Raw genomic sequence first — 26,939 nt, 5'->3', positions numbered from 1 at the left:
ACATAAAAAAGCACTTAAAACGATCACATCGTCTTAAGTGCTTTTTTCATATTACTCGTCCAATGTAGACTAATACTACCGCGCCATGTACTGGGTCATTTCCTCAACACCATGCAAGGTCATCGGATACATCTTATCTTCGAATAGCTTTTTGATCTCAACGATGGTTTGCGTGTACTGCCAATAGCTTGGGGTTTCAGGATTGAGCCACGCCACTTTATCAAAATGATCAAGTACACGCCTTAGCCATACAATACCGGCTTCATTGTTCATATACTCGACACTACCGCCCACGGTCATCAGCTCATAGGGCGACATCGATGCATCACCGACGAAGATGACGCGATACTCGCGCCCATATTTATTGAGTAGCTCAAACGTTGGCATCAGTGCGCTATGGCGACGATTATTGTCTTTCCATACATAGTCATATAGGCAGTTATGAAAATAAAAGAACTCTAATGTTTTAAATTCATTCTTTGCCGCAGAGAACAATTTCTCAAGTGCTTCAACATGGATATCCATACTACCGCCTACGTCAAATAGCATTAATACTTTGACACGGTTGCGGCGCTCGGCTTGCATATGTATGTCAAGCACGCCCTTTTTGGCAGTACGTTTAATGGTCTCATGAATATCGAGCTCGTCAGCGCTGCCTGTGCGCGCAAACTGACGTAGGTTGCGTAGTGCCATTTGGATTTGGCGGGTACCAAGTTGATTATCATCATCAAGATTGCGATATTTACGCTGCTCCCAGACTTTCGCCGCGCTACGTTTACGCGATTCACCGCCGACGCGCACCCCTTCTGGATGGTCGCCATAAGCACCAAATGGCGAGGTGCCACCTGTCCCCACCCATTTACTACCACCTTGGTGACGCTCTTTTTGCTCTTGTAACCGCTCCTCTAACGCTTTCATCAGCTCCTCAAGCGAGCCGTATTTTTTGAGCAGGCGTCTTTGCTCTTCGGTTAAGTTTTTTGGATCGAGCTTTAGATCGAGCCATTCTTTAGGCACATCGGTCAGCTTAGCCAACAGCGCATCCATATCAAGGCTATCCACCCCTTCAAAATAGTCTGCCATTGCCCGATCAAATTTATCAAAATGGCGCTCGTCTTTGACCATGCACAGCCGAATCAGCCGATACATATCCTCACGGCTCGCAAAAGTCGCCAGTGCTGGATCTTCAGGATGCGGCTGCATCATCAGGCCCTTATCTAACGCGGCATTAAGATCAAGCAGCTCACGCGTACTGACTGGTACGCCGTAAGTCCGCAAGGTATAGAATAGTTTTATGAACATAAGAGACGCACCACTGATTGACGTAAAACAAAAAAAGCACTGAACACTTAGACGCGCTTAACGACGCATCATATTGGCAAAACGCTGTAGTAAATTCACATCGGCTTCGTTTTTCAGCAATGCACCGTATAATGGCGGAATGGATTTTTCGCCGCGTAAGTTTTCTTCTAACTCATCCTGCGCCATGTCATCAGCGAGCAATAACGTCAACCAATCGACCAATTCAGACGTTGATGGTGGTTTTTTAAGGCCTTGGATATTGCGCAGCTTGTAGAATATATCCAACGCGTCGTTGACCAATTTTTCCTGAATATCGGGGAAATGCACCTCTATGATTTGGCGCATGGTTTGCTCTTCTGGAAAGTCGATGTAATGGAAGAAGCAACGACGCAAAAACGCATCGGGCAGCTCTTTTTCATTGTTTGATGTAATGATTACTACTGGACGCTGCGCGGCGGTAATGGTCTCGCCCGTCTCATACACATAAAACGACATCTTATCGAGCTCATGCAGCAAGTCATTAGGGAACTCGATATCGGCTTTATCGATCTCATCGATTAGTAGTACGCTGCGCTCGGTGCTAGTGAAGGCATCCCACAGCTTGCCCGGCTTGATGTAATTGCCAATCTCATAAACCTTGTCATCACCCAACTGCGAGTCACGTAGGCGCGATACCGCATCGTACTCGTATAAACCCTGCTCGGCTTTAGTCGTCGACTTGATGTGCCACGTAATCAGTGGCATCCCTAGACTCTCAGCAACCTCTTCGGCAAGTAAGGTTTTGCCCGTACCAGGTTCACCTTTGATAAGGAGCGGCTTTTGTAATGTCATGGCCGCATTCACTGCCAGTTGTAAATCGTCTGTGGCGATATAATTTTGAGTGCCGGTAAAGGTTTGCTTGTTCATAATCAGGTCTCGATTGTTGTTATAGATAAATTGTTATGAATATATGGTTATAAATAAGTAGAACTAAAAATTTGATAATGAATAAAAGATAAATTAGATTAGCACAGCCTGAGGCATTGCCAAAATACTCATGCGTTCGCCTTTGTGAGCAATGGTTGGGTGCCTCTCATAATTCTCAATAATTCATAAGGTTGCCAGACGATTTGGCATAAAAAAAGACACGCATGGGTGTCTTTTTTTATCATTACTCGATTACTTTACTGGCTCGCCTGCTTATTTATTACACCGTACAAACAGACTTCAGCGTTTTAGCGATTGTCAGCATCAGTATTCTTAGACAAGCCATTCTGTTTTTTTAAGTCAACATGACTTTTAGTATTACTGCTCTCAGGCTTAGCGGCTAGGGCCGTATCATCGGACTGTTCGGTGACAGTAGCACCTTCTGCCAAATAACTGCCGGTCGTCAGTTGCATTGTCGCTTGCGTATCCTCTGCCGTACGGCTGCGGGCTTTGTCCAAGCTCGATGCGAATGCGCCGCGTATCAGCTGCCACATAAAACCGATAAACAAACCGATGACCAGTACCACCAATATTGGTAACATATTGGCAATCGCGCCTGCAAAGTCCTTCATCATAACAGCGTAGACGACGCTGATACTGGCTGGTGCAATTTCACTAGAGTCACCAAGCGCTGTGCCGGGTGCCAATAACACTGCAAACAGTATCATCCAACTCATACCGCCCAGTGGTTTTGGCAATATGCGAGCGACTAGCAACCATAACACCAACACCAAAATAGAGCCACCAAGATACGCATACATTGGCAAATCGGCGGGCGGTACATCTTTCACCATTTGGCCCCACCAAATAGCAATCTCACCGAGAATGTCACTAATAGATTCTAATGGTAAGCTGTGCAAAATATTTTTTAACCAATCCATACGTGTTTCACTACCTGCGTTTATCACCGTTGACACGTTATGTGCCTAGCAGTGTATGGTGCGTTCTGTCGTACCAAAATAAGATCACATACAGTATCGATGCACACATCATGTGCGTTTCTATCTGTATTTTTTTATGTGGATGTCATGGGGTGTCAGTTTATCACGACTTTCTACCCAAATGCATGTGACCAAATGTGTCATGAGTGTTTTGTCCATGGCATTGTAAAGACCATTCTCTCAATCACCTTGCCACAACCGTCTTACCAATAAGCGTACCAATCGTCAATGTTATCTAGTGGTAAAATGTATCTAGTCGTAGATATTGTCTTGCGCTTCACGAGCGCGTAGCTCTGCTTGGCGGCGCATGACATCTTGCGGTGGCATCTGCACAAAATAGCCTTGGGACGCTAGCTTTGCCAGTACCTCTTCTTTATCAACACGCGCTAGAGTGGGCGTCGTTGCCAGATCTAGGTGCATGACAAACTTGCTACGGCCCAACCTTGCACGAAAGTCCTTTGGCAGTACGCCAAGCCAATCTTTGATCTCATCGGTATCATCAGGATATTCAGGGCGCGCAATATATACATACATGTCGTCATGTTTGGGAAATTTATAAATATCGCAATGCATAAAAACCACCTATCAGAAACTATGGTCGTAGGTTAGCATATTTCAGGCAAACACCAGTAGTCGCTTTGCGTGTTGCTATGGTAATTTTTGCGCCCATACATCATTTTATTGATTCTCAAAACGGCTGATAGAGATAAAAAACACCATTTTGCTAAGCGTCTTTGGTGAGCAAATGTCCTAGTGAGCACACATTTTTGCCAAATTTATTTGTTTTAATGGCGGTGATGACTTGTAAAAGCGCTTTGAAACTTTCATAATAAAAGCGTTTTTCAGGAGAGAGTCTGTCGGCACAGATTTTGTAACAAACCCTATTGGTAATACAAACTGACAACTGCCATACGACCACCGAAGGCGCATCCACCCTGCCAATCGCTCAGGTAAAAGGACTGAAAAACGTATGTCATTATTGTTTACGTTGATGCCATCAATCATGCATCGCGAACAAACAAAAGGCATAACAAATCTGGAGAGTGGTAAGTACGGACGACGTCTTACCCACCGAAGGGGAGAAAATACGCTATCATCGACGATAGGGCTCATATAACTGCCCAAAAACGATGGTTCGTATTGAAAATCTCAGGTCACAGGACAGATAGGGCTTTAGCTTAAACCGACGTTCAGCGTCTGTTTGGCCTACGTCTTTATCTTTGCTTTCTGTGTCACCCTTTGATGCAATATTGCTTCTCGCTACTTTTACGTTGCACACCACTCTACTCTGCCGAGTACGACTGATGTACACATAAGGATTTGTTATGACTGATACCCACTCTCAAGACTCTAGCAGCACTCAAACCCCTAAGCGCACCCCTTTTTACCAGTCTCATCTTGATAGTGAGGGCAAATTGGTCGATTTTTCTGGTTGGGAATTGCCAATTCATTACGGTTCACAAATCGAAGAGCACGACGCGGTACGGACAGATGCCGGTATGTTTGATGTCTCACATATGGTAGTGACCGATATCAAAGGCGCAGATACTAAAGCATGGCTCCAAAAACTACTCGCAAATGATGTCAACAAACTCACTACCGCTGGTAAAGCGCTGTACTCTGGCATGCTCAATGAGCAAGGCGGCGTCATCGATGATTTGATCGTCTATCTGATGAATGCAGAGGAAACTGAGTACCGTATCGTCTCCAATGCAGCCACTCGTGACAAAGACTTAGCACAGTTTAATAAAGTCGCTGAAGGCTTTGATATTGCGATTACCGAGCGTCCTGAGCTTGCCATGCTCGCCGTGCAAGGTCCAAATGCTATTGAGAAACTGGCTCAAGCCAAACCAAACTGGGCAGATACCTTAGCTGGGCTAAAACCTTTCGTTGGCGCTGACTTGACCGATATCGAAGGCACCGATTGGTTTGTGGCTCGTACTGGCTATACTGGTGAAGATGGCGTCGAAGTCATTATGCATGCCGATGATGCCCCTGCTTTTTTTGAGCAGCTAAAAGCAAATGGCATCAAACCTGCCGGTCTTGGCGCACGTGATACCTTGCGTATGGAAGCGGGCATGAACCTTTATGGTCATGACATGGACGAGACCATTAGCCCTTACGAGTGCAATATGGGCTGGACGCTAGCGCTTAAAGACGACCGTGCCTTTGTCGGCCGTGACGCTTTGGTCAGCAAACGCAAGCAGGCAAAAGAAGACAACACCGCTATGAAGCAAGTAGGTCTGCTATTGACCACGCGCGGCGTATTGCGTGAAGGCATGACAGTGACTATCAATCAGGGCACTGACAATGAGCAAACTGGTATTATCACCAGCGGTACATTCTCCCCTAGCCTAAAAAACTCCATCGCGATTGCTCGCGTGCCTGCCAGCTTATCAGAAGATGATCACGTACAGGTAGATCTACGCGGCAAAGGTAAATTCGTCGATGTACGGGTATTGAAGCTGCCTTTTGTCCGTAACGGCAAGCAACAGTTTGACTCGTAGGTCTTATAAATCTTATTATTAGAGCGCGTTGTCGTTTTAGACATAATGATAAAAACGACGACACGCCCAGCCTCCATTATTTTTGTTAATTAACCTCTATCATTTAGGAGAGAGAGACCATGAGCAACATCCCAGCAGAGCTAAAATATATTGCAAGTCACGAGTGGCTGCGCCTAGAAGACGACGGTACGATCACTGTTGGTATCACTGACCATGCTCAAGACCTATTGGGTGATGTGGTGTTTGTTGAGCTACCAGAAGTGGGCGATATTATCGCTGTTGACGACGAAATCTCAGTTGTTGAATCAGTAAAAGCCGCCTCTGACGTATACGCGCCTATCTCAGGCGAAGTCATCGCTATCAACGAAGCACTAGAAGATGATCCTGAAATCATCAACTCTGACCCATATGGTGAAGGCTGGTTCTTTAAAGTGAAGCCTGACAACATCGCTGACTATGAAGCACTGATGACCGCTGACGAGTACGAAAGCGAATTATAATAACCACCTCTGTATAGCAGAAATAAAGATAGTAGCCAAACCAAAATAGCAGCCAAACTTGTAGATACTGGCAAAAGCGGGTATCTACATCTCCTATTTGATACCCCTTTCTTATCAACAGGGTTGATTCATAGATGACACCTTTGATAACAAAGCAGCTTTATATATAGACCACCAAAAACCATTATCGTCCGATGTTATTGCTCTCAAGCGTTATCTCATTGACTCGTATTGATCACCTCTTCGAATCCCAATGAATACGTGCTATCAATAACGACGCAAACTGATAACCCAATTCTCAGCATGGATCCTAATATGAATGCCAACACCGATAATAAAGACCCCATCGCCACACCAAACCATACACCGCAGCTACAAGCCTTTCGCGATATCGTAGAATCACGCCGTTCCGTGCGCCGTTTTACTGACACGCCTATCCCTGACGACGTACTGGCAGACTGTCTGCGTTTGGCCATGCTAGCACCAAACTCTAGCAACCTACAGCCGTGGGAGTTTTATGTTATCGATGATGCTGATAATCGTAAACGCGCCATCAAAAACTGTATGAACCAGAACGCGGCAAAAACATCGGCGCGCTTAATCGCTATCGTTGCTCGCACTGATATCTGGCATGAGCATGCTCAGCAAATATTGCGCGAGTATCCCGATCAGCCAGTCCCTAAGAAAGTGAAAGACTACTACAACAAAGTCGTTACGATGGACTTTTTGCGCGGCCCTGCCAATGTGATATCCGCTGCAAAATGGGGCGCAACGCAAGTGGTCAGACGCGTCAAAGGCCCTCTCAAATCGCCTTACTATACCTTTGAAGACACCAAAAACTGGGCAACCAATAACACCGCGCTTGCCGCCGAAAACCTAATGTTGGCACTACGTGCTCATGGTTTTGATAGCTGTCCTATGGGCGGCTTTGATGAGCCTGCCATGAAAGCGTTGCTCAATCTTAGCGACGACCATCATATCGTTATGATGATTGGCGCAGGCGAGCGTGCTGACAATGGCGTTTACAACGCCCAATTCCGCTTTGACCAAAAACAGTTTGTGCATTACGTATAACGTACCGCTCACAGTGTTTCCTTAACTGCTCACAATGTTTTCTTAATTGCTATTTTGTTTATTACTCCCTTAACCAAGGATTGTCATGACTATCTCTCAAAACCCATCGTTTGATACCTTTCAAGGATTGTTCAACGAAGCTGAATTTGTCTATCGCCACTTAGGTTCGGACGAAACCAAGCAAGCTGACCTACTCAGCGCGGTTGGTTATAAAGATATGCAAAGCTTTATCAATGACACTGTGCCTGAGCCGGTACGTTTGCACAAAGAATTGGATTTGCCAGTGGCGATGAGTGAGCATGCGGCACTTGCCAAACTACGCACGATGGCAGATGACATCACTGTTAACAAAAGCTATATCGGTCAAGGCTACTCTCCTGTTCGTATGCCTGCCGTCATTCAGCGCAACGTCCTTGAAAATCCAGGCTGGTATACCGCTTATACCCCTTACCAAGCAGAAATCGCTCAAGGTCGTTTGGAGGCATTGCTGAACTTCCAACAAGTTTGTATCGATTTGACTGGTCTTGAGCTGGCTGGTGCGTCACTGCTTGATGAAGCAACGGCAGCAGCAGAAGCCATGGCGATGTCAAAGCGTGTGAGTAAAAGCAAGTCAACGCAGTACTTCGTCGATGAGCGCGTCTATCCACAAACGCTAGATGTCATCAATACTCGTGCGAAATACTTTGGTTGGGACGTGGTCGTGGGTGATTTTGAAACGGCCAAATCAGGCGATTATTTCGGTGCGCTATTCCAGTATGTTGGCGTAGAAGGCGACGTTAAAGACTTAACAGACGTCATCGCGGCCGTAAAAGAAAACAAGACTTACGTCAGTGTCGTCAGTGATATCATGAGCTTGGTGTTATTAAAATCACCAGCCGATATGGGTGCGGACGTAGCGCTAGGTAGCACACAGCGTTTCGGTATTCCAATGGGCTTTGGTGGCCCACATGCTGCTTACTTTGCATTCTCTGATAAAGCAAAACGCTCAGCACCTGGTCGTATCATTGGCGTATCTAAAGACGCACAGGGCAATACCGCATTACGTATGGCTCTACAAACACGTGAGCAGCATATCCGCCGCGAAAAAGCCAACTCAAACATCTGTACCTCACAAGTATTGCTCGCCAATCTCGCTGGTATGTATGCCGTCTATCATGGTCCAAGTGGCGTGAAGCGTATTGCGACTCGTATCCATGCGTTTGCCACCGCCTTTGCTGATGCCATCACAGCAGCGAATGACAGCAGCTTAAGTGTGGTACACGATCAATTCTTCGATACAGTCGTGGTTGATTGCGGCTCAGAGAAGCTAGCTACGCAAATCTTTAAAAATGCAGACAACGTTGGCTACAACTTATGGCGTCTAAGCGACACCAAATTGAGCGTTGCCTTTAGTGAAACTAGCGATCAGCAAGATTTTGGCGTATTGACTCAGCTATTCGTCAACAAGTCAAACGATCTACCTGAAACCGCTCGTATCTCTCTCGATAGCGCGCATCTGCGTACAGATGATATCTTGTCACATCCAGTATTCAACTCGCATCATACCGAGCATGAAATGCTGCGTTATCTCAAGTCGCTTGAAGATAAAGATCTAGCGATGAACCGCAGCATGATTTCACTAGGCAGCTGCACCATGAAGCTCAACGCCACCAGTGAGATGTTACCGATTACTTGGCCTGAGTTTGCCAATGTGCATCCATTCGCACCGCGTGACCAAGTCACAGGCTATATTGCGATGATTGATAGCTTACAAGATCAATTAAAAGCTATCACTGGATTTGATGATGTCTCTATGCAGCCAAACTCTGGCGCTTCTGGTGAATATGCTGGTCTGCTCGCGATTCGCCGTTATCATGAGTCATTGGGCGAAACCAATCGCGATGTTTGCCTCATTCCAATGTCAGCGCACGGTACCAACCCTGCTACTGCCATGATGATGGGTATGAAAGTCGTCGTGGTCAAAACCGATGAAAACGGCAACGTTGATATTGAGGATTTAACCGCCAAGTGTGAAGAGCACAGCGAGCGTTTGGGCGCTTTAATGATCACCTACCCATCGACACATGGCGTGTTTGAAGAAGGCATCCGTCATATCTGTGATTTGACTCACAAGCACGGTGGTCAAGTCTATATGGATGGCGCCAACATGAATGCTCAGGTAGGCATGATGCAACCTGCAGACGTGGGTGCTGATGTACTACATATGAACCTACACAAAACCTTCTGTATCCCGCATGGCGGCGGCGGTCCAGGTATGGGTCCTATCGGTATGAAGGCGCATTTGGCACCATTCATGGCAAACCATACGCTAAGCCCTGTTCATAATGCACAAAAAGACTGCTCAGCGGTATCGGCTGCGCCTTATGGTTCAGCGAGCATCTTGCCAATCTCATGGATGTACATTGCCATGATGGGCCGTGATGGTCTGCTAAAAGCAACCGAGCTTGCCTTGCTAAACGCTAACTATGTAGCCGCCCAGCTAAAAGACCACTACCCTGTATTATATACAGGTAAAAATGGCCGCGTGGCTCACGAATGTATCATCGATATTCGTCCGTTAAAAGAAGAAACTGGCATCACTGAAAGCGATATTGCTAAGCGCTTGATGGATTACGGTTTTCACTCACCAACGATGAGCTTCCCAGTCGCAGGCACACTGATGATTGAGCCCACAGAGTCTGAGTCTGTCGAGGAGTTGGATCGTTTTATCAGTGCGCTGAAATCTATCAAAGCTGAAGCGATGAAAGCAAAAGCGGGCGAAGACAACTGGACGCTAGAAGACAACCCATTGGTCAATGCACCGCATACGGCTGCTATGATTACTAATGAAGAATGGACGCATCCATACAGCCGTGAGACTGCTGCGTTCCCACTGCCTTACATCCGTGCAAACAAGTTCTGGCCAAGTGTGGCACGCGTCGATGATGCGTACGGTGACAAGAACCTTATGTGTTCTTGCCCAAGTATCGAAAACTATATGTAATGATCATTTTCGATAACTGCTCGTTTATTTTATAAAAAACCGCCAAATCAGTCGCTGATTTGGCGGTTTTGTTTTATGCATGCATTGTTAAATTTTGACACTATCAATGAGACTTAACCGCCCAACCATCCTTTATTCAAGCCACAGTCTATCCAGTTCACTTTTATCTGATCTGTAATATTAGCATTGGGATAAGTAAACGCCGCACCACCAAGATAAAGCGCATCGCCGACCTTATAGGACTTACCTTCAAATAACATAATCTCTTTATCCGCCTCCCACGAAAAGAAAGTATTCGCTAATACTAATAAAAGAGTATTGTCCTGTGTCATTACTTCTTCATTATCTCTAGTTAAAGCAAGATAGTTATTAATAACTGTCAAATATCCCGCTGTCATCGCTGTAAATCGACCATCATATTTAGTTGGGGACCAAGTAGCAATTTGTAGAGGTGTCTTAGCTGGTATAGGTTCGCTTACTACTATCATTTCTGGCATCTCTACCTCAACAATTAGTGCTCTATCTACTCTATATAGTCAATCCTAAATAAAACAGATACATTATATATCAAGGTGGAACTGGTCTAAATTCTCCTTTCGTGCTGTGCCTACGCTGCTCGATGCTGCGTAAAATTTATCCCAGTCCCACTGTATCGTTTTTATACTGAATTCACTATAAGTAGTACAACCTGACAGCGAAAAAATAGCTAATATTGAAATTAAAAATTTAGATAATTTGACAACCCTTACCCCTAAAGCGCTAATATAAGATGTCTGTCTATCCGCTCATTTTTATAAACAAGCGTCGATAAAAAAATCTTATAATGCTACTCATTTGGATATTGTTATGCAACAAAAAGACATGGCACAAAAAGCGCCTAAACGAAAAAACCTTGTGATTTTGATACATGGTTTGCATCAAACGACTTGGATGATGCGTCCATTAGCGAAGCGTTTACAAGCGCAAGGTTTTGCCACCCATCAATACAGCTATCGCAGCATGCGCGACGGTATCAAAACCAACAGCCAGCGACTACATGAGTGGCTGAGTGCCAACCACAACCCTGATCAGCCAATAGATTTGGTCGGTCATAGCTTGGGTGGATTGATTATTCGTGATTTTTTGGCCAATTATCCCAAGTGGCAAATTGGGCGCTGCGTCACGCTGGGCACGCCGCATGTGGGAAGTGTTTGCGCGGATTACGTATGGCGTTTGAGCCCTTTAATTGTAGGACGATCTTATGCTGATGCGCTCGATGGTACAGCGACGTCCTGTCCTGAACATATTCATATAGGCGTGATTGCAGGTGATAAACCGCGCGGCTTAGGACAACCTTTTTTGCAATATCACAATCGCAAACTGAATAAAGAAAGCGAATCAGCAGCCACAGAAAACTGTGCTCATGATGGTACAGTTTACGTCAGCGAAACACGTCTTGACTGCGCCAACGACCATATCGTACTGCCTGTGACCCATACAGGCATGCTGGTCGATAAAGAAGTGGCTCGGCAAGTGATTTACTTTTTAGAAAATGGTGAGTTTGAACGCTAGGGCATATTTTTAATACCTAAAATGCTCTAGATGACAGCGAATAATGGAATAGATATGACCGAGCAAAAGTATAAGCAAGATTGTCAAAACGGCCATTTATCGATAGAGAGAAAATTGATGCTGCCATTGATTGATTTAAAAAAAATTGATTTAAAAAACAAGCAATGTGAAATTAGGCATCAATTTTTTGAGTTGGCTGTATTTGCTATCTAATACCCATCCCTTGCTGCAATTCAGTTTTATGCTTGCTGATCACTGGAATCAACGTCTGGACGACCCAGTCATTGCGCCAACCTTTGAGACCTTGTGGCAGTTCGCTGAGATTTTTATCAAGAGCAATCACTTCATACAACTGTCCTAGCCATTTTTTGCGCATTAAAACGCTGCTAGGCATGCCGATAGCCTTAGCGTGATCATCAATCGCTTGCTGCACTGCTTTTGACAGGATTTTGTTTTTTGAGCGATATGGCGGCACAAGACAAGCTGGATGCTCGGCAGGTGGTAGGTTTTTGGCGTTTCTTATTATCTTAAGCAGCTCTTCACCATAGAGACGCAGCATACTACGGTGCATCGTCGTTTTGTGCGCCAGCTCACGCATGCTGTTTGGTTTTTCAGTGACGATCTCGCGTACCGCTTGCTTTTTGATGATAAACGTACGTGGCTGATTGGTCGCACGTGCCAGCTCTTCTCGCCACGTCGCAATCCCTTTGAGTATCGCCATTTGCTGTGAGTTATAGCGATAATCTGCCATCGTCAGATACATCGCTTCATCTTCGACGTGCTGCAAGTCATACAAATCACTGGCGTAGAGCTGACAATCCGCCCAGACGTAATCGTATAGGCCTTGTGCCTTAAGCGCATGTTCGATACTGAGATACAGCGCTGGCAAATAACGCACATCATCGATGGCATATTGCTCTTGCTCGTCTGTCAACGGGCGCTGGAGCCAATCAGACTGACTGTGCTCCTTATCGATATGCATATCTAGCTGATCTGCCAATGCCTGCTGATAGCCCATTTGTAATTGACCGGTTAAATAAGACAACGCAATTTGCGTATCAAAAATATTGGTCAATGGTGGACAACCAGACAGCAGATAAAAAATGCCTAAATCTTCGCCGCAAGCATGCCAGATGGCCACATCGACTTGGCGCAAGGCCTCCCACAGCTCAGACAGTTGCAACTCAGGCGCATCTAGTAAATATACGTGATTACCCGTATTTAACTGTACGAGTGCCAAACGCGGATAGTAAGTGTCGCGTTTGATAAACTCAGTATCTAGTGCGACGCGGCCACAAGTTGCCAAGGCATTGATCACCTCAGCCAATTGGTGCTGCTCGCGCACCCATGTGACATCAACAGCATCAGCGACATCCAACAGTGCATCGATATCAATTGCATCAACATCCAGTGCATCGTCATTTGATTCCGAAGGTGTCGTCACTGATGTCATCTCAGTATTAGTTGCTTTTTGTGATGAGTTATCAGTAATCTCAGAAGGGTTTGATTTGACTGAAGCGTTTGAAACGTTGTTGGACACGGGCAGATACCTGCATAAATAGGAAAAAATAAAACGCGATACTGCGTCTTAATAAAATGAAAAAGGAGAACAATAATAAAGCAATTATAACAATTTCACGAAATGAAATGGGTAAGACTTTGATGTAAGCGAAACCTTATAAAAAAGAGCGGTTTTGCATGGCTTGACCCAGCGTCATACTATCTAGATACTCAAGCTCGCCGCCCATCGGTACCCCTTGTGCCAAACGTGTGACTTTATTGACATGACGACTGACCGCCTCGCTAATAAAATGTGCGGTGGTCTGCCCTTCAACCGTCGTACCTGTCGCCAGTATAATCTCTTCAACAGGCTCTTGTTTGACTCGCCATACCAGCTGATCAATATTTAAGTCATCTGCACTGATTCCATCAATCGGGGATAAGTGTCCGCCAAGCACAAAATAGCGACCACGATAGCCTGCGGTTTGCTCGATTGCCATCACATCTGCTGCTGTCTCGACCACACACAGCAGCCCATCATCACGTCTAGGGTCTTGGCATAGAGGACACACCGCTTCATCACTAAAGCTATGACAGCGCTGACATTCAACGATATCGCGCATGGCTTCATCTAGTGCTTGGGCAAGCGCCATGCCTTGCGGACGTTTTTTACTAAGCAAATGTAGTGCCATTCGTTGGGCACTTTTTTGACCCACGCCTGGCAATATACGCAGCTGTTTGACCAGCTGATCAAATTTGGCTGTAAGCAAAGTGGCTTTCCTTTAGTTGACTTTATTTAACTAAATTTATAAATCGTAGCTATAAAAATGGGGTCGTATCGTGTCGATAACAACCCCATTTTTGTGTTCAGTCTAAAGTATTTAATGCTTAGAACATACCTTGCATACCTGGTGGGAGACCCATACCTGAGGTCGCGCCAGCCATGGTTTCTTCGTATAGCTCATCCGCTTGACGCACCGCATCATTGATAGCGGCAGCGATAAGATCTTCGATCATATCTGGCTCATCTTCTAGCAGACTTGGATCGATGGTCAAACGCTTGACCACATGGCGACCAGTCATGGTGACTTTAACCAGACCACTGCCCGCTTCTGCTTGCACTTCTTTGTTCGCAAGCTCTTTCTTAGCATTTTCAACGTTTGCTTCTACTTTCTTTTGCATCGTTTGTGCTTGTTGCATCAATGCTTGAATGTTCATAGTTGCCTCTTTGTCTTATAATAATAAATGGGATAATTTAAAGTTTAAAATAAAATACTGACGGCATTATACCGCTATCTTTACAAACTGTCTAAACCACGCGCCAAATCTTTGATAATATCTTCGACATCTTCCAAACCGACTGATAGACGAATCAGACCGTCTTTCACGCCAGCTTCAGCACGCGCCTCAGGGGTGAGGCGAAAATGCGTGGTCGTCGCAGGATGCGTAATCGTGGTTTTTGCATCGCCCAAGTTGTTGGTGATGGAGACCATTTGAGTCGAGTCAATCACATGCCAAGCCGCTTCTTTCGTATCGCGGCTGTCAGATGCTTTGACTTCAAAACCCATGATAGCACCGTAACCGTCTTTCATATGATGCTGGCGGGTGGCGAGCTCATGTGCAGGATGGTCACTTAGGCCGGAGAAATGCACCGTACTGACATTAGGATGATTGACCAAAAATTCTGCGACTTGATTGGCATTGTTACAATGCGCTTGCATTCGGAGTTTTAGCGTTTCAAGCCCCTTGGTAAATACCCAAGCATTAAACGGACTCATGCTGATACCGCCTGAGCGTACCACCGTAAACGCTTCTTGCATGAGTTTGTCACTACCAACCAACGCCCCGCCAAGTACTCGGCCCTGACCATCCAAATATTTGGTCGCAGAGTGAATAACGACATCGGCACCCAAATCTAGAGGGCGCTGCAATGCTGGCGTGGCAAAGCAGTTATCAACGACCAGTAGTATGTCATTGGCTTTACAAAGCGTGCTCAAGTAACCGATATCGCAAATCTGCGCCAGTGGATTACTTGGGCTTTCACAATAGATCACTTTGGTGTTTGGTTGAACGGCATTGGCCCATGCCTCATTGTCAAAGCAATCAACATAGCTAACTTCAACGCCAAACTTGGCCATATAGTTATTAAACAGCCCAATAGACGAGCCAAATAACTGATTGGCAGCGAGTAGATGGTCGCCCGCTTTTAGATATGCCAAGCACATGGTCAGGATTGCACCCATACCAGAGGCCGTTGCAACCGCACGTTCACCGTTTTCTAGCGCGGCGAGACGACGCTCAAAAGTACGGACGCTTGGGTTGGTATGACGAGAGTAAACGTTTCCTGTCTTTGTACCGTCAAAATGTGCCGCAGCATCAGCGGCTGATTGATAAACATAAGAGCTGGTCGTAAAAATCGGCTCTGAATGCTCGCCCTCGTCGGTACGGTGTTGACCTGCCCGCACAGCAATCGTCTGCATACCGTAATCTAATCCTAAATCTAAGGCATCGTTACGCCAGTTTGGATCTAACCCATCGTTTGAGTTTTTTTGGTTCAAATTATTCTCATCTTTCGTTTGCGACTGACTCATAGACGTTCCGTTGCTTTGTTTTGGTTGGTATAAAAGGACTGCTTATTTTTTGATTATTAAGCAAATTCATCAGCGTTATCATAACATGCCGACTTATTCCACACATCTGGTTTCAGATAACTTCTAATTATTAATTTTGCCTATTAAAATAACTGGATGTTTAATATGACAGCCATTTAACCGCTTAACCGACAATAAATCACGATAAAATCAATCGTCAAACCTAACAAAAATAACGTATTTATAATAGGCAGATATGCTAACAGCTGCTAAGCTTAGCGACGATTTGAATTTTGGCGTTGGTGATATTTTTATAGACCGTCCAATCAATGCTATCATCCTTAAAAATAGATGAACAATTTCAGTAAATTACTTATCCATGCATTTTATTTATCAGTATATTTAGGCTCATCAAGGTAAATTCGTTATGTCGATGTTCAGTATAGAACCAAGCAGCTTATCGTTGAGTCTGACACTTGGGCTGACTTTAGGTCTGAGCGCTTGCCAGAGCCTACCCAAACAGCCACATTTACCTGAGAGCCAAGCGCTATCAGCGCGAGTCAATGCTTTATACCAACAAGAAGACAGCCCAAAGATTGAACAAAAAACAGCGGCTGGAGTCAGCAACACCGACCTAGTGGCCGCTGTTAGTGCGCAAAATGACATTCATCCTGATTTGTCAGGCTATCACCCGATCGTCACTGGGGCAAATGCGTTTGCCGCCCGTAGTATCTTAACGGGTATGGCCACGCGCAATATCGATGCGCAGTATTATATTTGGCATAATGATCAGGCTGGCCAACTGCTATTAAAAGACTTGTGGGAAGCGGCTGAGCGCGGTGTGATCGTGCGTTTGTTGTTGGATGATTTTAATAACAGTGCAAAGTTTGATCAGCACCTATTACGTTTTGCGAGCCACCCTAATATCGCAGTGCGTATCATCAACCCATTAATGCACCGTAAAATTCCAACGCTGAACTACGTCACAGGTTTGCCGCGTATCAATCGCCGTATGCACAATAAAAGCATGACGTTTGATAAACAGATTACCGTTATCGGCGGACGTAATATCGGTAATGAGTACCTGAGTAACGATCAAAGCAGCCAGTTTGCGGATTTGGATGTTTTACTGATTGGTAAAGTCGTCGCAGACATTGATAATAGCTTTGCCAGTTACTGGTCATCGCCGCTGTCGTTTGACATCGAAACTTTAGCCAAGTTCGACGATGACGTCACGCCTGATTTTTTGAAGGCATTAGACAAGCTGGGTATAGATGAGGAAAATAACGAAGGCAGTAGCTTGACGGTTTATAAAGCCGCCATCAAAGACTCGACGATAGACACTGATCTGATCAACAAACGCGTGCCGTTTCGTTGGACAGACATGCAGTTTTTGAGTGACGATGTTGGCAAGCTGTCCAAAAGCGTCTCATCTGAGACCAACTTGGTGCATCAACTGCGTACGTTACTCGGTAGCCCAACCAAAAAACTGACCATCATCTCGTCTTATTTTGTCCCGACCAAAGATGGGGTCGATACTTTGGTGAAGCTCGCCGAATCTGGCGTTGATATCAAAATATTAACCAACTCATTTGATGCAACCGACGTGACCGCTGTTCATTCTGGTTATAGTCAATGGCGCCCTAGCCTGCTGCGGTCAGGCGTAAAAATATACGAGCTAAAATCAACGGCAGCTGAAGAAAAACGTGACAATAAACTCTGGCGTGCACGCAGTCAGTCATCAACCAGCCTACATGCAAAAACGTTTGCGGTAGACGACTATCAAGTGTTTATCGGCTCCTACAACGTTGACCCTCGGTCTGCCAATATCAATACTGAAATGGGTGTAATCATCAATGATGATGAGTTGGCAAGACAGCTGCACGGGGCACTGAGTGATGATTTACTAAACCAAGCTTATGAAGTTAAGCTGCTAGACAACGGTAGCTTGGAGTGGCACACCATGGAAGATGGCAAAGAAGTTGTTTATGACTCAGAGCCACGGGTCGATATGAGTGATCATATCTGGCTTACTATTATGTCTTGGTTACCCATTGACTGGCTACTGTAATATGTAAACTCTTTTCTAAATAGTTCCTAAAATTGCAGGATGTGCAGTTTTGCTTTTGTTAAAAGCCAAATCCTGTAATCAAAGTTCTTATTACAATACACAAAATTACTGTTCCGGCGAATCATTGTTTATATACTTTGATTTGCCGGTTTTTATCATGGCCGATTATCTAAACGATGATCGTCTTAATGACCACTTTACTCCGTGGATGCGTGATCTATTATGCCGTCTCGTTCTCAATACGCCCTGATGTCTAAAAAAGACAAAAATACAGTCATATTCGTAAGCTTTATCAGCGCGATCGTCTTTTTTGACTTTTTGATTTACTTATATATTGCAGACATCGTGACCGCTGCATTTTTTCCTGTTGATACGGACCCCAACGTTGCCAAACTGCAAGGACTGGGGCTGTTTGTCATTGGTTACTTGGCTCGGCCATTTGGTGGTATTCTGTTCGGGCGTTATGGTGATCTCAAAGGTCGAAAGCCGACCTTTTTCCTGAGCATAATCGTTACGGCAGGTAGCTTGCTCGCAATGGCGTGTCTACCCACTTATGCACAGTGGGGTGCGCTTGCACCTGCGTTATTCATATTGCTGAGAATCATACAAGGTATGGCATTTGGTCTTTACGTACCGCTATCTTGGGTATTTGTGGCGGAGCATGTCCCTCGGCAGTATTTGTCAGTGGCTTGTAGCTACGTTACGGCTAGCTTTTTGGTAGGTGCACTGTTCTCTAATGCGTTTTTTCTGTGGCTGACTGACTTTATGACCACCGTACAGCTGACTGATTATGGCTGGCGTTTGCCGTTTTTTGTTGGCGCCTTACTAACCTGTCTGCCATTGTTGGTATGGCGATTGGTTAAAGAGACTCCGTTTTTCTTGGCGTTAGATAAGCCAAAAACTGGTAAGAATCTAGGTAGACCATTTACGGTATTATTCAAGCGCTGCAAACATTCTATCTTTGTCAGTATGGTACTGACTATAGTGATATCTAGTATCACTATAGTCATTGTCCTACTACTGCCAGAACTAATAGAAATCAACTTTACTTTAGACAGTGATTTGTTTAGCTTTTCTCATAGCTTGGGCATCGTATTTATGATTCTTGGCTGTGTCTTTTATGGCATGATCTCGACCCATGAGAACTTTGGTAAAATTTTGGTCATTGGTTCTGTTTTACTTATCGCTCAAACACTGGCGTTCTTTTATCATCTGCAGGCGGGTGGCGACTATATCTTAATCATGTATGCATTGCTAGGGTTCTGTGCCGGTATCGTGGGCATGATCCCTGCCATTTTAGTGCAGCTATTTCCGACCAATGTACGTCTCACCGGTATTTCTTTTTGTTATAATATTACCTACGGTATCGTCGGTGTGCTGATACCCTTTGGTCTTGGTTACGCCACGACACTTATCAGCTTCTCACCAGCGCTATATATTGCCTTTGTGGGCTCTATCGGTATTATTATGGGGCTTTATTTCTATAATTTGCCTGAATTCAAAAAGATTGATCATGTTATTTTATAAATAATAGATCAGTCACTAATTCGAACAACGTTTGAAACTAAGGTGCAATGGGATATCTCATTGCACCTTATCCATTTGTTTAAGACACAGATATTAAGGCTTGATAACCATGGTTGATATGACCAACAAACGCCTCTCCGTTGCGCCAATGATCGATTGGACGACGACAGATTATCGTTACTTTGCGCGACTATTTAACCCGCACACGTACCTGTATACCGAAATGATTAGCACCGGTGCATTGATACACGGTAACCGCGCACGGCACCTACGCTTTGACACACTTGAGCATCCACTGGTATTGCAGCTTGGCGGAGCAGATATCAGTGAGATGACGCAGTGTGCTGAGTTTGCTCAGCAGTATGGCTATGACGAGGTCAATATCAATGTCGGCTGTCCCTCTGATCGCGTACAACATAATAAGATAGGTGCTTGTCTGATGGCAGAACCTAAAACAGTTGCTGACTTGGTCAAGCACATGCAAGCAGCTGTCGATATTCCAGTCACAGTTAAACACCGTATTGGTATTGATGACTTTGACAGCTACGAGTTTATGGTTGATTTTGTGCAGACAGTAGCATCAGCTGGCTGCACACGTTTTATTGTTCATGCACGTACTGCATGGCTACAAGGGCTGAGTCCTAAGCAAAATCGCGAGATACCACCGCTACGTTATGATGATGTCTATCGTCTCAAACAAGACTTTCCTGAGCTTGATATTGAGATCAATGGCGGTATTGATACCATTGAAGACATAAAAATGCATTTGCAACATATCGATGGCGTGATGATTGGTCGGGCGTTTTATCACAACCCGTATCTATTAGCAGAGGCCAATAGCTTATGGAGTGAGTCAGTACCAAAGACTATTCCTAAACGCTCAGAAATTTTGGCGCGGCTATATCCATATCTAGAAGAACAAATTGAAAAAGGCGAAGCACTACCCACGATGACACGACATTATCTAGGGTTGTTTCAAGGGTTGATGGGCGCACGCAAATGGCGACAAGCATTGAGCGGCAAACCTCAGCTCACGCTCGATGACATTAAACGAGCAGCAGATGAAGTGTTATCGTTAAATCCTGACGCATAGCTAAATGCTGATATAACTGGCTTGATAGAATTCACATGCTAGCCATTGTCGTGGCTAGCATGTTATCTACGCCGCTTGCGCAAGATACTGCCACATCGCTGCGCCATTATTAACGATATGTAGTACGATGGGCAGTAATAGCGACCCTGACTTGATACGTGCATAACAAAATATCAGCGCCAATATCACAATGGTGCTGATCTCGTAGATACCATACTGCACATGAATGATGGCAAATATCAAACTGGTCACGATACTTGCTACTATCGCACCGTGATGCACAGAGTATGACGGTGCGGTGAACTGCTCTTTGATGGCTGACCATAATATGCCACGAAAGACCACTTCTTCGTAAATAGGTGCAACCACGACCATTGCAAAGACCAGCAGCCACACTGAACTAACAGACTGGTACAATGGATCTACAAATACCAGCGGCGTCATATCCAGCATATAAGTCAGCGCCTGACTGGCTATCATAAATATCAACAGCAATCCTAGCATGCCCATACCTACTGTAAATGAAAACGGCTTTAATGCTAAATACTGTCGCCATTCCCCGCCTCTTATACGAATAATGAGAACACTCGTTGTCATCAGCAGCACGCAGCCTATAAGTATTGATAAGCTCACGACTGTTCCATCGTTACTGCCAAAAAAGAAGATATCGCCCATCGAAGCATTTTTGGTCGCAGGTAATACCAGCTTGCCAGCGATATAGACGCCTACCAATTGACTGATAAAAAACGCAAGCACCATCCCTACCGTCAGCATAAATGTACCAACGCGTGAAAATAACGGCGGACGCTCAGGCGAGGTTGCGATATCCGGTAAAGCTGTCACGTTTTTTGGCATATATATGTCACTTAAAAAATACGCTGTCAGCTTGTATGAGACACAAGCCTACATAACGATACGTTGCTTTTATTTTGATATAGTGAGTTCAGTATAAAAACGATACAGTGGGGCTGGGATAAATTTTTCGCAGCATCGAGCAGCGTAAGCACAGCACGCAAGGAAAATTTAGACCAGTTCCACCTTGATATATAATGTATCTGTTTTATTTAGGATTGACTATAGTTGCCGCTTAATCAGTTCTAGTACCTGCTGCGATACAGACTCTGGGTGCTCAAGTGGGAACATGTGGCCACCCTCATGAGTCTCATAAGGGATGCCCAAGCGCGACTTTATCTGTTGGGGAAACCGACGTTTTAAAAAGATACTGTCTTGACCGATAATCAAGGTAACAGGCACTTTGGGGCCACGATTGGGCGTCAGCCAATACCAAGAAGGATTGGTACGAAACACTTCTACTTCATTAGCTTTAGGAATGGCCAGTGTCACTTTACCATCCGCGCGCTCATGCAAGCCATGATCGATATAGCCTTGGAAGCTGCGCTCATCAAAGTTTTTGAAAAATCCTTTGTGCCGCATTTTTTCGTACGCTTCTGCTCGGCTGTCCCACACATCACGGCGATGCTTAGAGATACCCGCTGGCGACAATTTATCCATCAAACGCTTACTCGTAAGAGGCAATTTATCTACTGTCTTTGCCAAATGCCATAACAAGCTAACTTTGCCATAAATCCAAGGCGGATCCATGAGCACTGCTTGAGCAAACAGCTTAGGCTCACGGTACACTGCTTGCAAGGTACACATGGCGCCAAGTGAGTGCCCCACGCCCACCACCTGACTGACGCTATGCTTCTCGCAGGCAGTTTTTACGCTATCGATTACCTGCTGCGTCAGACTGCGCCAATGATTATCCACGGGATAATCCGGCGTATCACCCAACATGGCAATATATTCAATCGTAAAAAATGCGGACAATCCTGCAAAAAACGGCTCATAGACAGCACTTGGCATGCCATTGGCATGGGCAAAATGTAACACAGGCTTTTTCGTTATCTTAGAGACAGGTAGCGCAGCAAAGGTCTGCAAATTGATTTCATCACTCATAACAGGCTCTCGTGGGATGGTTTATATATTATTTTTAATAATTCAACTGTCTTTCATATTAAGGTAGTTTTTATCGCTATATACAATTAAGGCTGAGCATAATTATATGCTCAGCCTCAACAATCATACACAGTATATCTAAAACATTAAACGCTTAACGCATTTTTGCATTACCTTCTTCTTGGGGCAAAAACCCATCAAGACTCATGCTAGAGCCAATGCCTGCACCCAATTGTACCGCAAAGCGATCCATAAACATTTGGAACGGATCGGTTGGACTATAGCTGATGATCGTATCAAGATCCAATTGTTTACTGAGGCTTGTGATACTGCCCGTTTTGTCTGCCAAACCTAACTCGATAGATTGCTCACCGGTCCAAAACAGTCCTGAAAACAGTTTGTTTTGTTCAGGATTTTTCAAGCGATCACCGCGGCCTTCTTTGACGGCATTGATGAAATGCTTGTGCGTATTAGCAAGCACACCTTCGACATGTTTTTCTTCGTAGTCAGTCAATGGACGCGACAAACTCAAGATGTCTTTGTACTCACCCGCTGTAATAGTACGATCTTCTACGCCGACCTTGTCCATTAGGCCCTTGACATTGTAACTTGGCATAATGACACCGATAGAACCAACCAAGCTCGATGGATTGACATAGATCTCATCTGCGGCAGAGGCGATATAATAAGCACCTGAAGCACCAATATCCCCGATAACGGCATACAGCTTTTTATCTGGATATTCTTTACGCAGATCCATCATAGTCTGCCAAATTTCATCAGACTGTACCGGTGAGCCACCAGGTGAGTTGATATCTAACGCCACCGCTTTAGAGTTACTATTTGCAAAAGCGTCTCTCAATGCCTCATTGACGTCGTAAGCGTTGGCCACGTCATCATTACTGATCACACCTTGGAGCTCAACCACTGCCAAATGCGGCGAGCTAGTATCAACGGCATCCATACCTGTTGGCGAACCACTACATCCGCGACCTATGGTCAAAAATATCAATAATATATAACCAAAGGTCAACAGTTTAAAGAAAATACTCCAGCGACGAGCACGGCGCTGCTCAACCACACTAGCTAATAAGGTGTTTTCCAGTACTTTCCACTCTTGTCCGCTCGGCGCGTTTGGTTGCTGCATTGGCGTTGGCTGATTTGCCGAATTATCAGGACGTTTGTTTGGGTCTGGTGGCCAGTTGGGCATATAACTTCCTAAGTCAGAAACAATCTAAAACAATAAAAAGATGATATTGGTAGATACGGCTAAAAATAAATATCTCCTCGCCGTGTCAATCATCGGTATTAATAGGCTGCTAAGTATGGTGGTATTTCGATAATGGTTCAATAGTATAACTGTGAAATATCACCATATTGTAACACTGCGAGTATAAGCAATATTTTTAAGGACTCATCGCTTCTGCGTCAACACCGTTGTTTATTATATTCAGCGATAAAGACGCTTCTAAAGGTTTGTCATCGTAGGTGATAATATCATTGATGCTTTGACGACTTATGACGTCAGTCGTCAGCTGTGATGCACTATGACCAAGCCATGTGATGTTTTTAAACCTCATGCTGTCGTTATTCGAATCAGCTGAACATAATAATGACCACATCTGCCAAACGCGTGGATGGGTATCAGTATCTAAAACAAGCCGTGATAGAGACAAGTTTTTGTGATCCGTATCTAACTGTTTATCTGCTATTTTCGTTTGAGAGTTTACAGATAATGACTTTAGCGGATCGGCTGCGTTGTATCTTAGAACTTGTATAGGTACGCTGCTATCAATCGCAATTGTACAGTCCCACACGCTAGTATCACCTATCTCGCTCCAGCCTGTCATTGCTTGGATGGATAAATCACCACTAGCCACCTGCCATGTTTTGCCTTGCTCGCAACCTTGCGCACTGATATTCGTCTTACCTTTAGACTGAGCTGCTATTTTAGATGCTTGCTGGAATGCAGACCAACGCTCGGAGCGTCCCGCTTGCCAATATTGACTGACAGGTAGCTGCTGATTTAACTGCGCAACTGCCAGCGGTAATAACTCAGAATTTTTGGCGCTAACGACCATATTTTGCTCACTGGCATTCAACGTGTCAGTCAGTACGGTGCTACTGCTCTGCACTATGATGCCTTCTAGTTTATCGACTGACAAACTGCCCAGTTGCTGCTCTAAAGATACAGATAGTTTATCCGCTGTGAGATTGCTTGGCATGGTCCGTGTTGCGGTTGGTCTATGATCAGCCAAAAACAGCCAGCTGGTATTGTCTTTCGCAAGTGAGGATCCATCCTTACTGTTACTAACGCTTTGATTATGTAAAGGGAATTGTAGCAAGGCTGCACTGATATAGGGATCACCCGTTGGCAAAATATATAACGTCGGCATTGTTATCATTGACTGCTGATTGGCATACACCGTCATCATTAACAGCGTCAGTGGAGGCAATGCCAACCATCGACTGAGCAGCCCTCTCGGTAAGAGCCAAGGTACTATACTTAACAGCATCATGAGCAATATCGCCATATTCACTGGTGTATAAAGCCATGCGTCTGTTAATGCTGGTAACGATGTCAGCCAACCAATCAGCTCATGTAAATTGCCGACGATGGCACTGACCAAAGACCAAATTCTGTCGGCTATCGTGGGTGATAACAGGTAAAAAAGCCCTGCTAACAGATTGAGCGGTACAATTACCCACCCAAACAGCCCAATGGCAAATAAATTGACAATAAGTCCCCATAACGATGCCTTTCCAAATAAGAGCAGCGTGATAGGTAATAAAGTCAAAAATAGCCAGAATTGTAACTTGAATATACGCTGAGCAATTTGCAATGCACGGCGAAATAAAACATTGCTTATATAAGCACGCGCATCATCATTGTATGGTAGCGGCGCAGCGGCTGTATTGCGCTGATATGAGGTGTCTTCATACTTGAGTAGTAGCGCTACTGCAATAAAAGATAGCCAATACCCTGCCTGCCACAATACATACGGATCTTGCCATGCCATCAAGACAGCTAATGCCAACAACACACGCATGGTACTGATAGGTAGCAATGTCAATCTCACCAAGCCGATAGCCAGTAGCATCCACGCCGTACGTGCAGCAGGCACATCAAAACCTGTAAATAGTGCATAGATAAAAGCAGCACCAATCATTACCCACCAACGCACTTGCCAGCGTGGCATATAGCGATAAACCACTGGGCACAGTCGATTGAATAGCAACACAACGGCGCCGCCCAATACAATGGCTAAAAACAGTACATGTGTCCCTGATATCGCAAGCAAATGCGAGATACCCGCCAGTTGATATAGATCCTTGGTGTCGCGATTGATCAAGCTACGGTCACCTGTGAGCAAACTCAATGTGACAGCTCTGGCCTGCTGCTCTGCTGTGGTTTGTGCAGGCCAATCTCTATAGAAATGATCTCTTAATTGCCAACGTCCTATATCAATACGAGTACGAAATCGCTGGAAATAAGAGTCAGACGTCGATGCTTGTTGTAAAGCTTCATCGTTATTGCTTTTGCTGACAGTCAACGGACTAACCGCCAGTATATTTGCCACACCATCAATGTGTCGACCTCGCAACCAGCGATAACCATCAAAACCAGACGAGTTGCTTATTGCTTGCTTGGAGGTAGACAATGGTACCAGTGCCAAGCTCATAAATAGCTCATCACCTGGCTGCAAATCATTTAAACTTGAGAACGAGTCATTATTTGATGTGTTTTTTGGATAGGCATTGAGCAATACTCGGTATTCGATATGATTATTGGGTTTTTTTTCAAAATTGTCACTATAGCTTTTACTTAGGCTATTATTTTCTTCCTTCGAATAATCACTTGTACTATTTGCCAAATCCTGGGGAGTCAACTCAGCGACTAATGGCATTAAATGTGTGACCACTGCTACTTGTCGATAGCCGCTATCTGTACTGGCGTCATATACGCTGTCACTTATCCCTTCGATACGAACGAGTGCTTGTACACGTATAGAGTCAGTGATTTTGGTCGTTTCGGCTTGCTGATGTGCAACTAGCGCTTGTAGCGCGCTACCCACGACCAACGCAATGGCTAATAGACCAAATAAGAAGTATTTGCTAAAAAGTGACAATTTAACATCATTAGGTGAGCTGACAGAACGCGTTTTATTGGTACTTTGAGTATTTACTGAAAGGCTATTAAGTTGAGTAGCACTAAGCAGAATAATAGCAAATATGACAAGCAACCAAAGCAAACCTGTGGCGCTGACCACATTCAATAAAGGCATGTCGATCGGCATCGCCACATTATCTGCAACTGCCAACACACCCATCATAGCAATAATTACTAGGCTACCAACTAACCAATACACCCGCACT

Annotated in this window: 22 protein-coding genes and 2 riboswitches; of the genes, 9 read left to right on the top strand and 13 right to left on the bottom strand. The window is 44.8% G+C overall.

Translation table 11 applies throughout. The annotated features are described in order from the left end of the window. Positions 1 to 75: 75 nt before the first annotated feature. The 4 genes from PSBA01_RS10340 to PSBA01_RS10325 all read right to left on the bottom strand — a co-directional run bounded on the left by PSBA01_RS10340 (position 76) and on the right by PSBA01_RS10325 (position 3,779). On the bottom strand, positions 76 to 1,299 hold the full coding sequence (locus PSBA01_RS10340) for a vWA domain-containing protein (protein WP_071001876.1): 1,224 nt from the start codon (positions 1,297 to 1,299) through the stop codon (positions 76 to 78). A gap of 57 nt (positions 1,300 to 1,356) precedes the next feature. Continuing rightward, positions 1,357 to 2,205, bottom strand: a complete 849-nt coding sequence (locus PSBA01_RS10335) for an AAA family ATPase (RefSeq protein WP_071001877.1) — start codon at positions 2,203 to 2,205, stop codon at positions 1,357 to 1,359. Between the two features lie 308 nt (positions 2,206 to 2,513). Next, on the bottom strand, positions 2,514 to 3,182 hold the full coding sequence (locus PSBA01_RS10330) for a hypothetical protein (RefSeq protein WP_228724565.1): 669 nt from the start codon (positions 3,180 to 3,182) through the stop codon (positions 2,514 to 2,516). A 276-nt stretch (positions 3,183 to 3,458) separates the two neighbouring features. Then, on the bottom strand, positions 3,459 to 3,779 hold the full coding sequence (locus tag PSBA01_RS10325) for a YcgL domain-containing protein (RefSeq protein WP_186474229.1): 321 nt from the start codon (positions 3,777 to 3,779) through the stop codon (positions 3,459 to 3,461). A gap of 260 nt (positions 3,780 to 4,039) precedes the next feature. Further along, a riboswitch (glycine riboswitch) is annotated at positions 4,040 to 4,178 on the top strand. A gap of 54 nt (positions 4,179 to 4,232) precedes the next feature. Further along, positions 4,233 to 4,381, top strand: a riboswitch (glycine riboswitch). Positions 4,382 to 4,531: 150 nt separating this feature from the next. On the opposite strand from PSBA01_RS10325, the gene gcvT reads away from it, so the two are divergent. The 4 genes from gcvT to gcvP all read left to right on the top strand — a co-directional run bounded on the left by gcvT (position 4,532) and on the right by gcvP (position 10,270). Then, complete coding sequence (gene gcvT, locus PSBA01_RS10320) at positions 4,532 to 5,713, top strand: glycine cleavage system aminomethyltransferase GcvT (RefSeq protein ID WP_093068147.1); 1,182 nt, start codon at positions 4,532 to 4,534, stop codon at positions 5,711 to 5,713. Positions 5,714 to 5,832: 119 nt separating this feature from the next. Then, entirely contained in the window at positions 5,833 to 6,213 is a 381-nt protein-coding gene (gcvH, locus tag PSBA01_RS10315) for a glycine cleavage system protein GcvH (RefSeq protein ID WP_071001880.1), read from the top strand. A 315-nt stretch (positions 6,214 to 6,528) separates the two neighbouring features. Beyond that, the gene (locus tag PSBA01_RS10310; protein WP_186474227.1) at positions 6,529 to 7,287 is read left to right on the top strand and encodes a nitroreductase family protein; all 759 of its coding nucleotides are present in this window, start codon (positions 6,529 to 6,531) and stop codon (positions 7,285 to 7,287) included. Positions 7,288 to 7,372: 85 nt separating this feature from the next. Next, positions 7,373 to 10,270, top strand: coding sequence for an aminomethyl-transferring glycine dehydrogenase (gcvP, locus tag PSBA01_RS10305; protein ID WP_186474226.1), 2,898 nt, complete (start codon positions 7,373 to 7,375; stop codon positions 10,268 to 10,270). Between the two features lie 113 nt (positions 10,271 to 10,383). Here the strand turns inward: gcvP and PSBA01_RS10300 are convergent, their stop codons facing one another. Then, positions 10,384 to 10,767 (bottom strand): hypothetical protein, encoded by a 384-nt coding sequence (locus PSBA01_RS10300; RefSeq protein ID WP_093068134.1) that lies wholly within the window; start codon positions 10,765 to 10,767, stop codon positions 10,384 to 10,386. Between the two features lie 349 nt (positions 10,768 to 11,116). On the opposite strand from PSBA01_RS10300, the gene PSBA01_RS10295 reads away from it, so the two are divergent. Beyond that, positions 11,117 to 11,821 (top strand): lipase family alpha/beta hydrolase, encoded by a 705-nt coding sequence (locus tag PSBA01_RS10295; RefSeq protein WP_227674255.1) that lies wholly within the window; start codon positions 11,117 to 11,119, stop codon positions 11,819 to 11,821. Between the two features lie 54 nt (positions 11,822 to 11,875). Then, positions 11,876 to 12,034 carry a hypothetical protein gene (locus PSBA01_RS10290; RefSeq protein ID WP_156770969.1) on the top strand — a complete coding sequence of 53 codons (159 nt, stop codon included), beginning with the start codon at positions 11,876 to 11,878 and terminating at the stop codon, positions 12,032 to 12,034. Here PSBA01_RS10290 and PSBA01_RS10285 read toward each other — a convergent pair. From PSBA01_RS10285 to PSBA01_RS10270, 4 genes are all read right to left on the bottom strand, one after another. Continuing rightward, the gene (locus PSBA01_RS10285; RefSeq protein WP_228724564.1) at positions 12,027 to 13,361 is read right to left on the bottom strand and encodes a ribonuclease D; all 1,335 of its coding nucleotides are present in this window, start codon (positions 13,359 to 13,361) and stop codon (positions 12,027 to 12,029) included. The two genes, PSBA01_RS10290 and PSBA01_RS10285, sit on opposite strands and share 8 nt — an antisense overlap. Before the next feature lie 136 nt (positions 13,362 to 13,497). Next, a complete protein-coding gene (recR, locus tag PSBA01_RS10280) occupies positions 13,498 to 14,091 on the bottom strand; it encodes a recombination mediator RecR (protein ID WP_186474225.1) in 594 nt (197 codons plus the stop codon). 118 nt (positions 14,092 to 14,209) lie between these two features. Next, positions 14,210 to 14,539: a YbaB/EbfC family nucleoid-associated protein gene (locus tag PSBA01_RS10275; RefSeq protein WP_025651278.1), complete on the bottom strand. Its 330-nt coding sequence runs from the start codon at positions 14,537 to 14,539 to the stop codon at positions 14,210 to 14,212. Positions 14,540 to 14,619: 80 nt separating this feature from the next. Then, complete coding sequence (locus PSBA01_RS10270) at positions 14,620 to 15,912, bottom strand: O-succinylhomoserine sulfhydrylase (protein WP_071001885.1); 1,293 nt, start codon at positions 15,910 to 15,912, stop codon at positions 14,620 to 14,622. 427 nt (positions 15,913 to 16,339) lie between these two features. Between PSBA01_RS10270 and PSBA01_RS10265 the strand changes: the two genes are divergently transcribed. From PSBA01_RS10265 to dusA, 3 genes are all read left to right on the top strand, one after another. After that, the gene (locus PSBA01_RS10265; RefSeq protein ID WP_186474224.1) at positions 16,340 to 17,983 is read left to right on the top strand and encodes a phospholipase D family protein; all 1,644 of its coding nucleotides are present in this window, start codon (positions 16,340 to 16,342) and stop codon (positions 17,981 to 17,983) included. Between the two features lie 222 nt (positions 17,984 to 18,205). Then, positions 18,206 to 19,510, top strand: a complete 1,305-nt coding sequence (locus PSBA01_RS10260) for an MFS transporter (RefSeq protein WP_186474223.1) — start codon at positions 18,206 to 18,208, stop codon at positions 19,508 to 19,510. A 109-nt stretch (positions 19,511 to 19,619) separates the two neighbouring features. Next, the gene (gene dusA / locus PSBA01_RS10255; protein ID WP_186474222.1) at positions 19,620 to 20,603 is read left to right on the top strand and encodes a tRNA dihydrouridine(20/20a) synthase DusA; all 984 of its coding nucleotides are present in this window, start codon (positions 19,620 to 19,622) and stop codon (positions 20,601 to 20,603) included. 66 nt (positions 20,604 to 20,669) lie between these two features. Here dusA and PSBA01_RS10250 read toward each other — a convergent pair whose 3' ends face one another. From PSBA01_RS10250 to PSBA01_RS10235, 4 genes are all read right to left on the bottom strand, one after another. Continuing rightward, positions 20,670 to 21,458, bottom strand: coding sequence for a CPBP family intramembrane glutamic endopeptidase (locus tag PSBA01_RS10250; RefSeq protein WP_228724563.1), 789 nt, complete (start codon positions 21,456 to 21,458; stop codon positions 20,670 to 20,672). 219 nt (positions 21,459 to 21,677) lie between these two features. Next, complete coding sequence (locus tag PSBA01_RS10245) at positions 21,678 to 22,562, bottom strand: alpha/beta fold hydrolase (RefSeq protein ID WP_186474220.1); 885 nt, start codon at positions 22,560 to 22,562, stop codon at positions 21,678 to 21,680. A gap of 154 nt (positions 22,563 to 22,716) precedes the next feature. Beyond that, positions 22,717 to 23,772 (bottom strand): signal peptide peptidase SppA, encoded by a 1,056-nt coding sequence (sppA, locus tag PSBA01_RS10240; protein WP_058024772.1) that lies wholly within the window; start codon positions 23,770 to 23,772, stop codon positions 22,717 to 22,719. A gap of 196 nt (positions 23,773 to 23,968) precedes the next feature. Further along, on the bottom strand, positions 23,969 to 26,932 hold the full coding sequence (locus tag PSBA01_RS10235; RefSeq protein WP_228724562.1) for a ComEC/Rec2 family competence protein: 2,964 nt from the start codon (positions 26,930 to 26,932) through the stop codon (positions 23,969 to 23,971). Between the last annotated feature and the right edge of the window lie 7 nt (positions 26,933 to 26,939).

It is taken from the genome of Psychrobacter sp. KCTC 72983, assembly GCF_014280455.1.
Lineage (GTDB): Bacteria > Pseudomonadota > Gammaproteobacteria > Pseudomonadales > Moraxellaceae > Psychrobacter > Psychrobacter pacificensis.
This window is presented reverse-complemented; position numbering and strand designations above follow the sequence as displayed.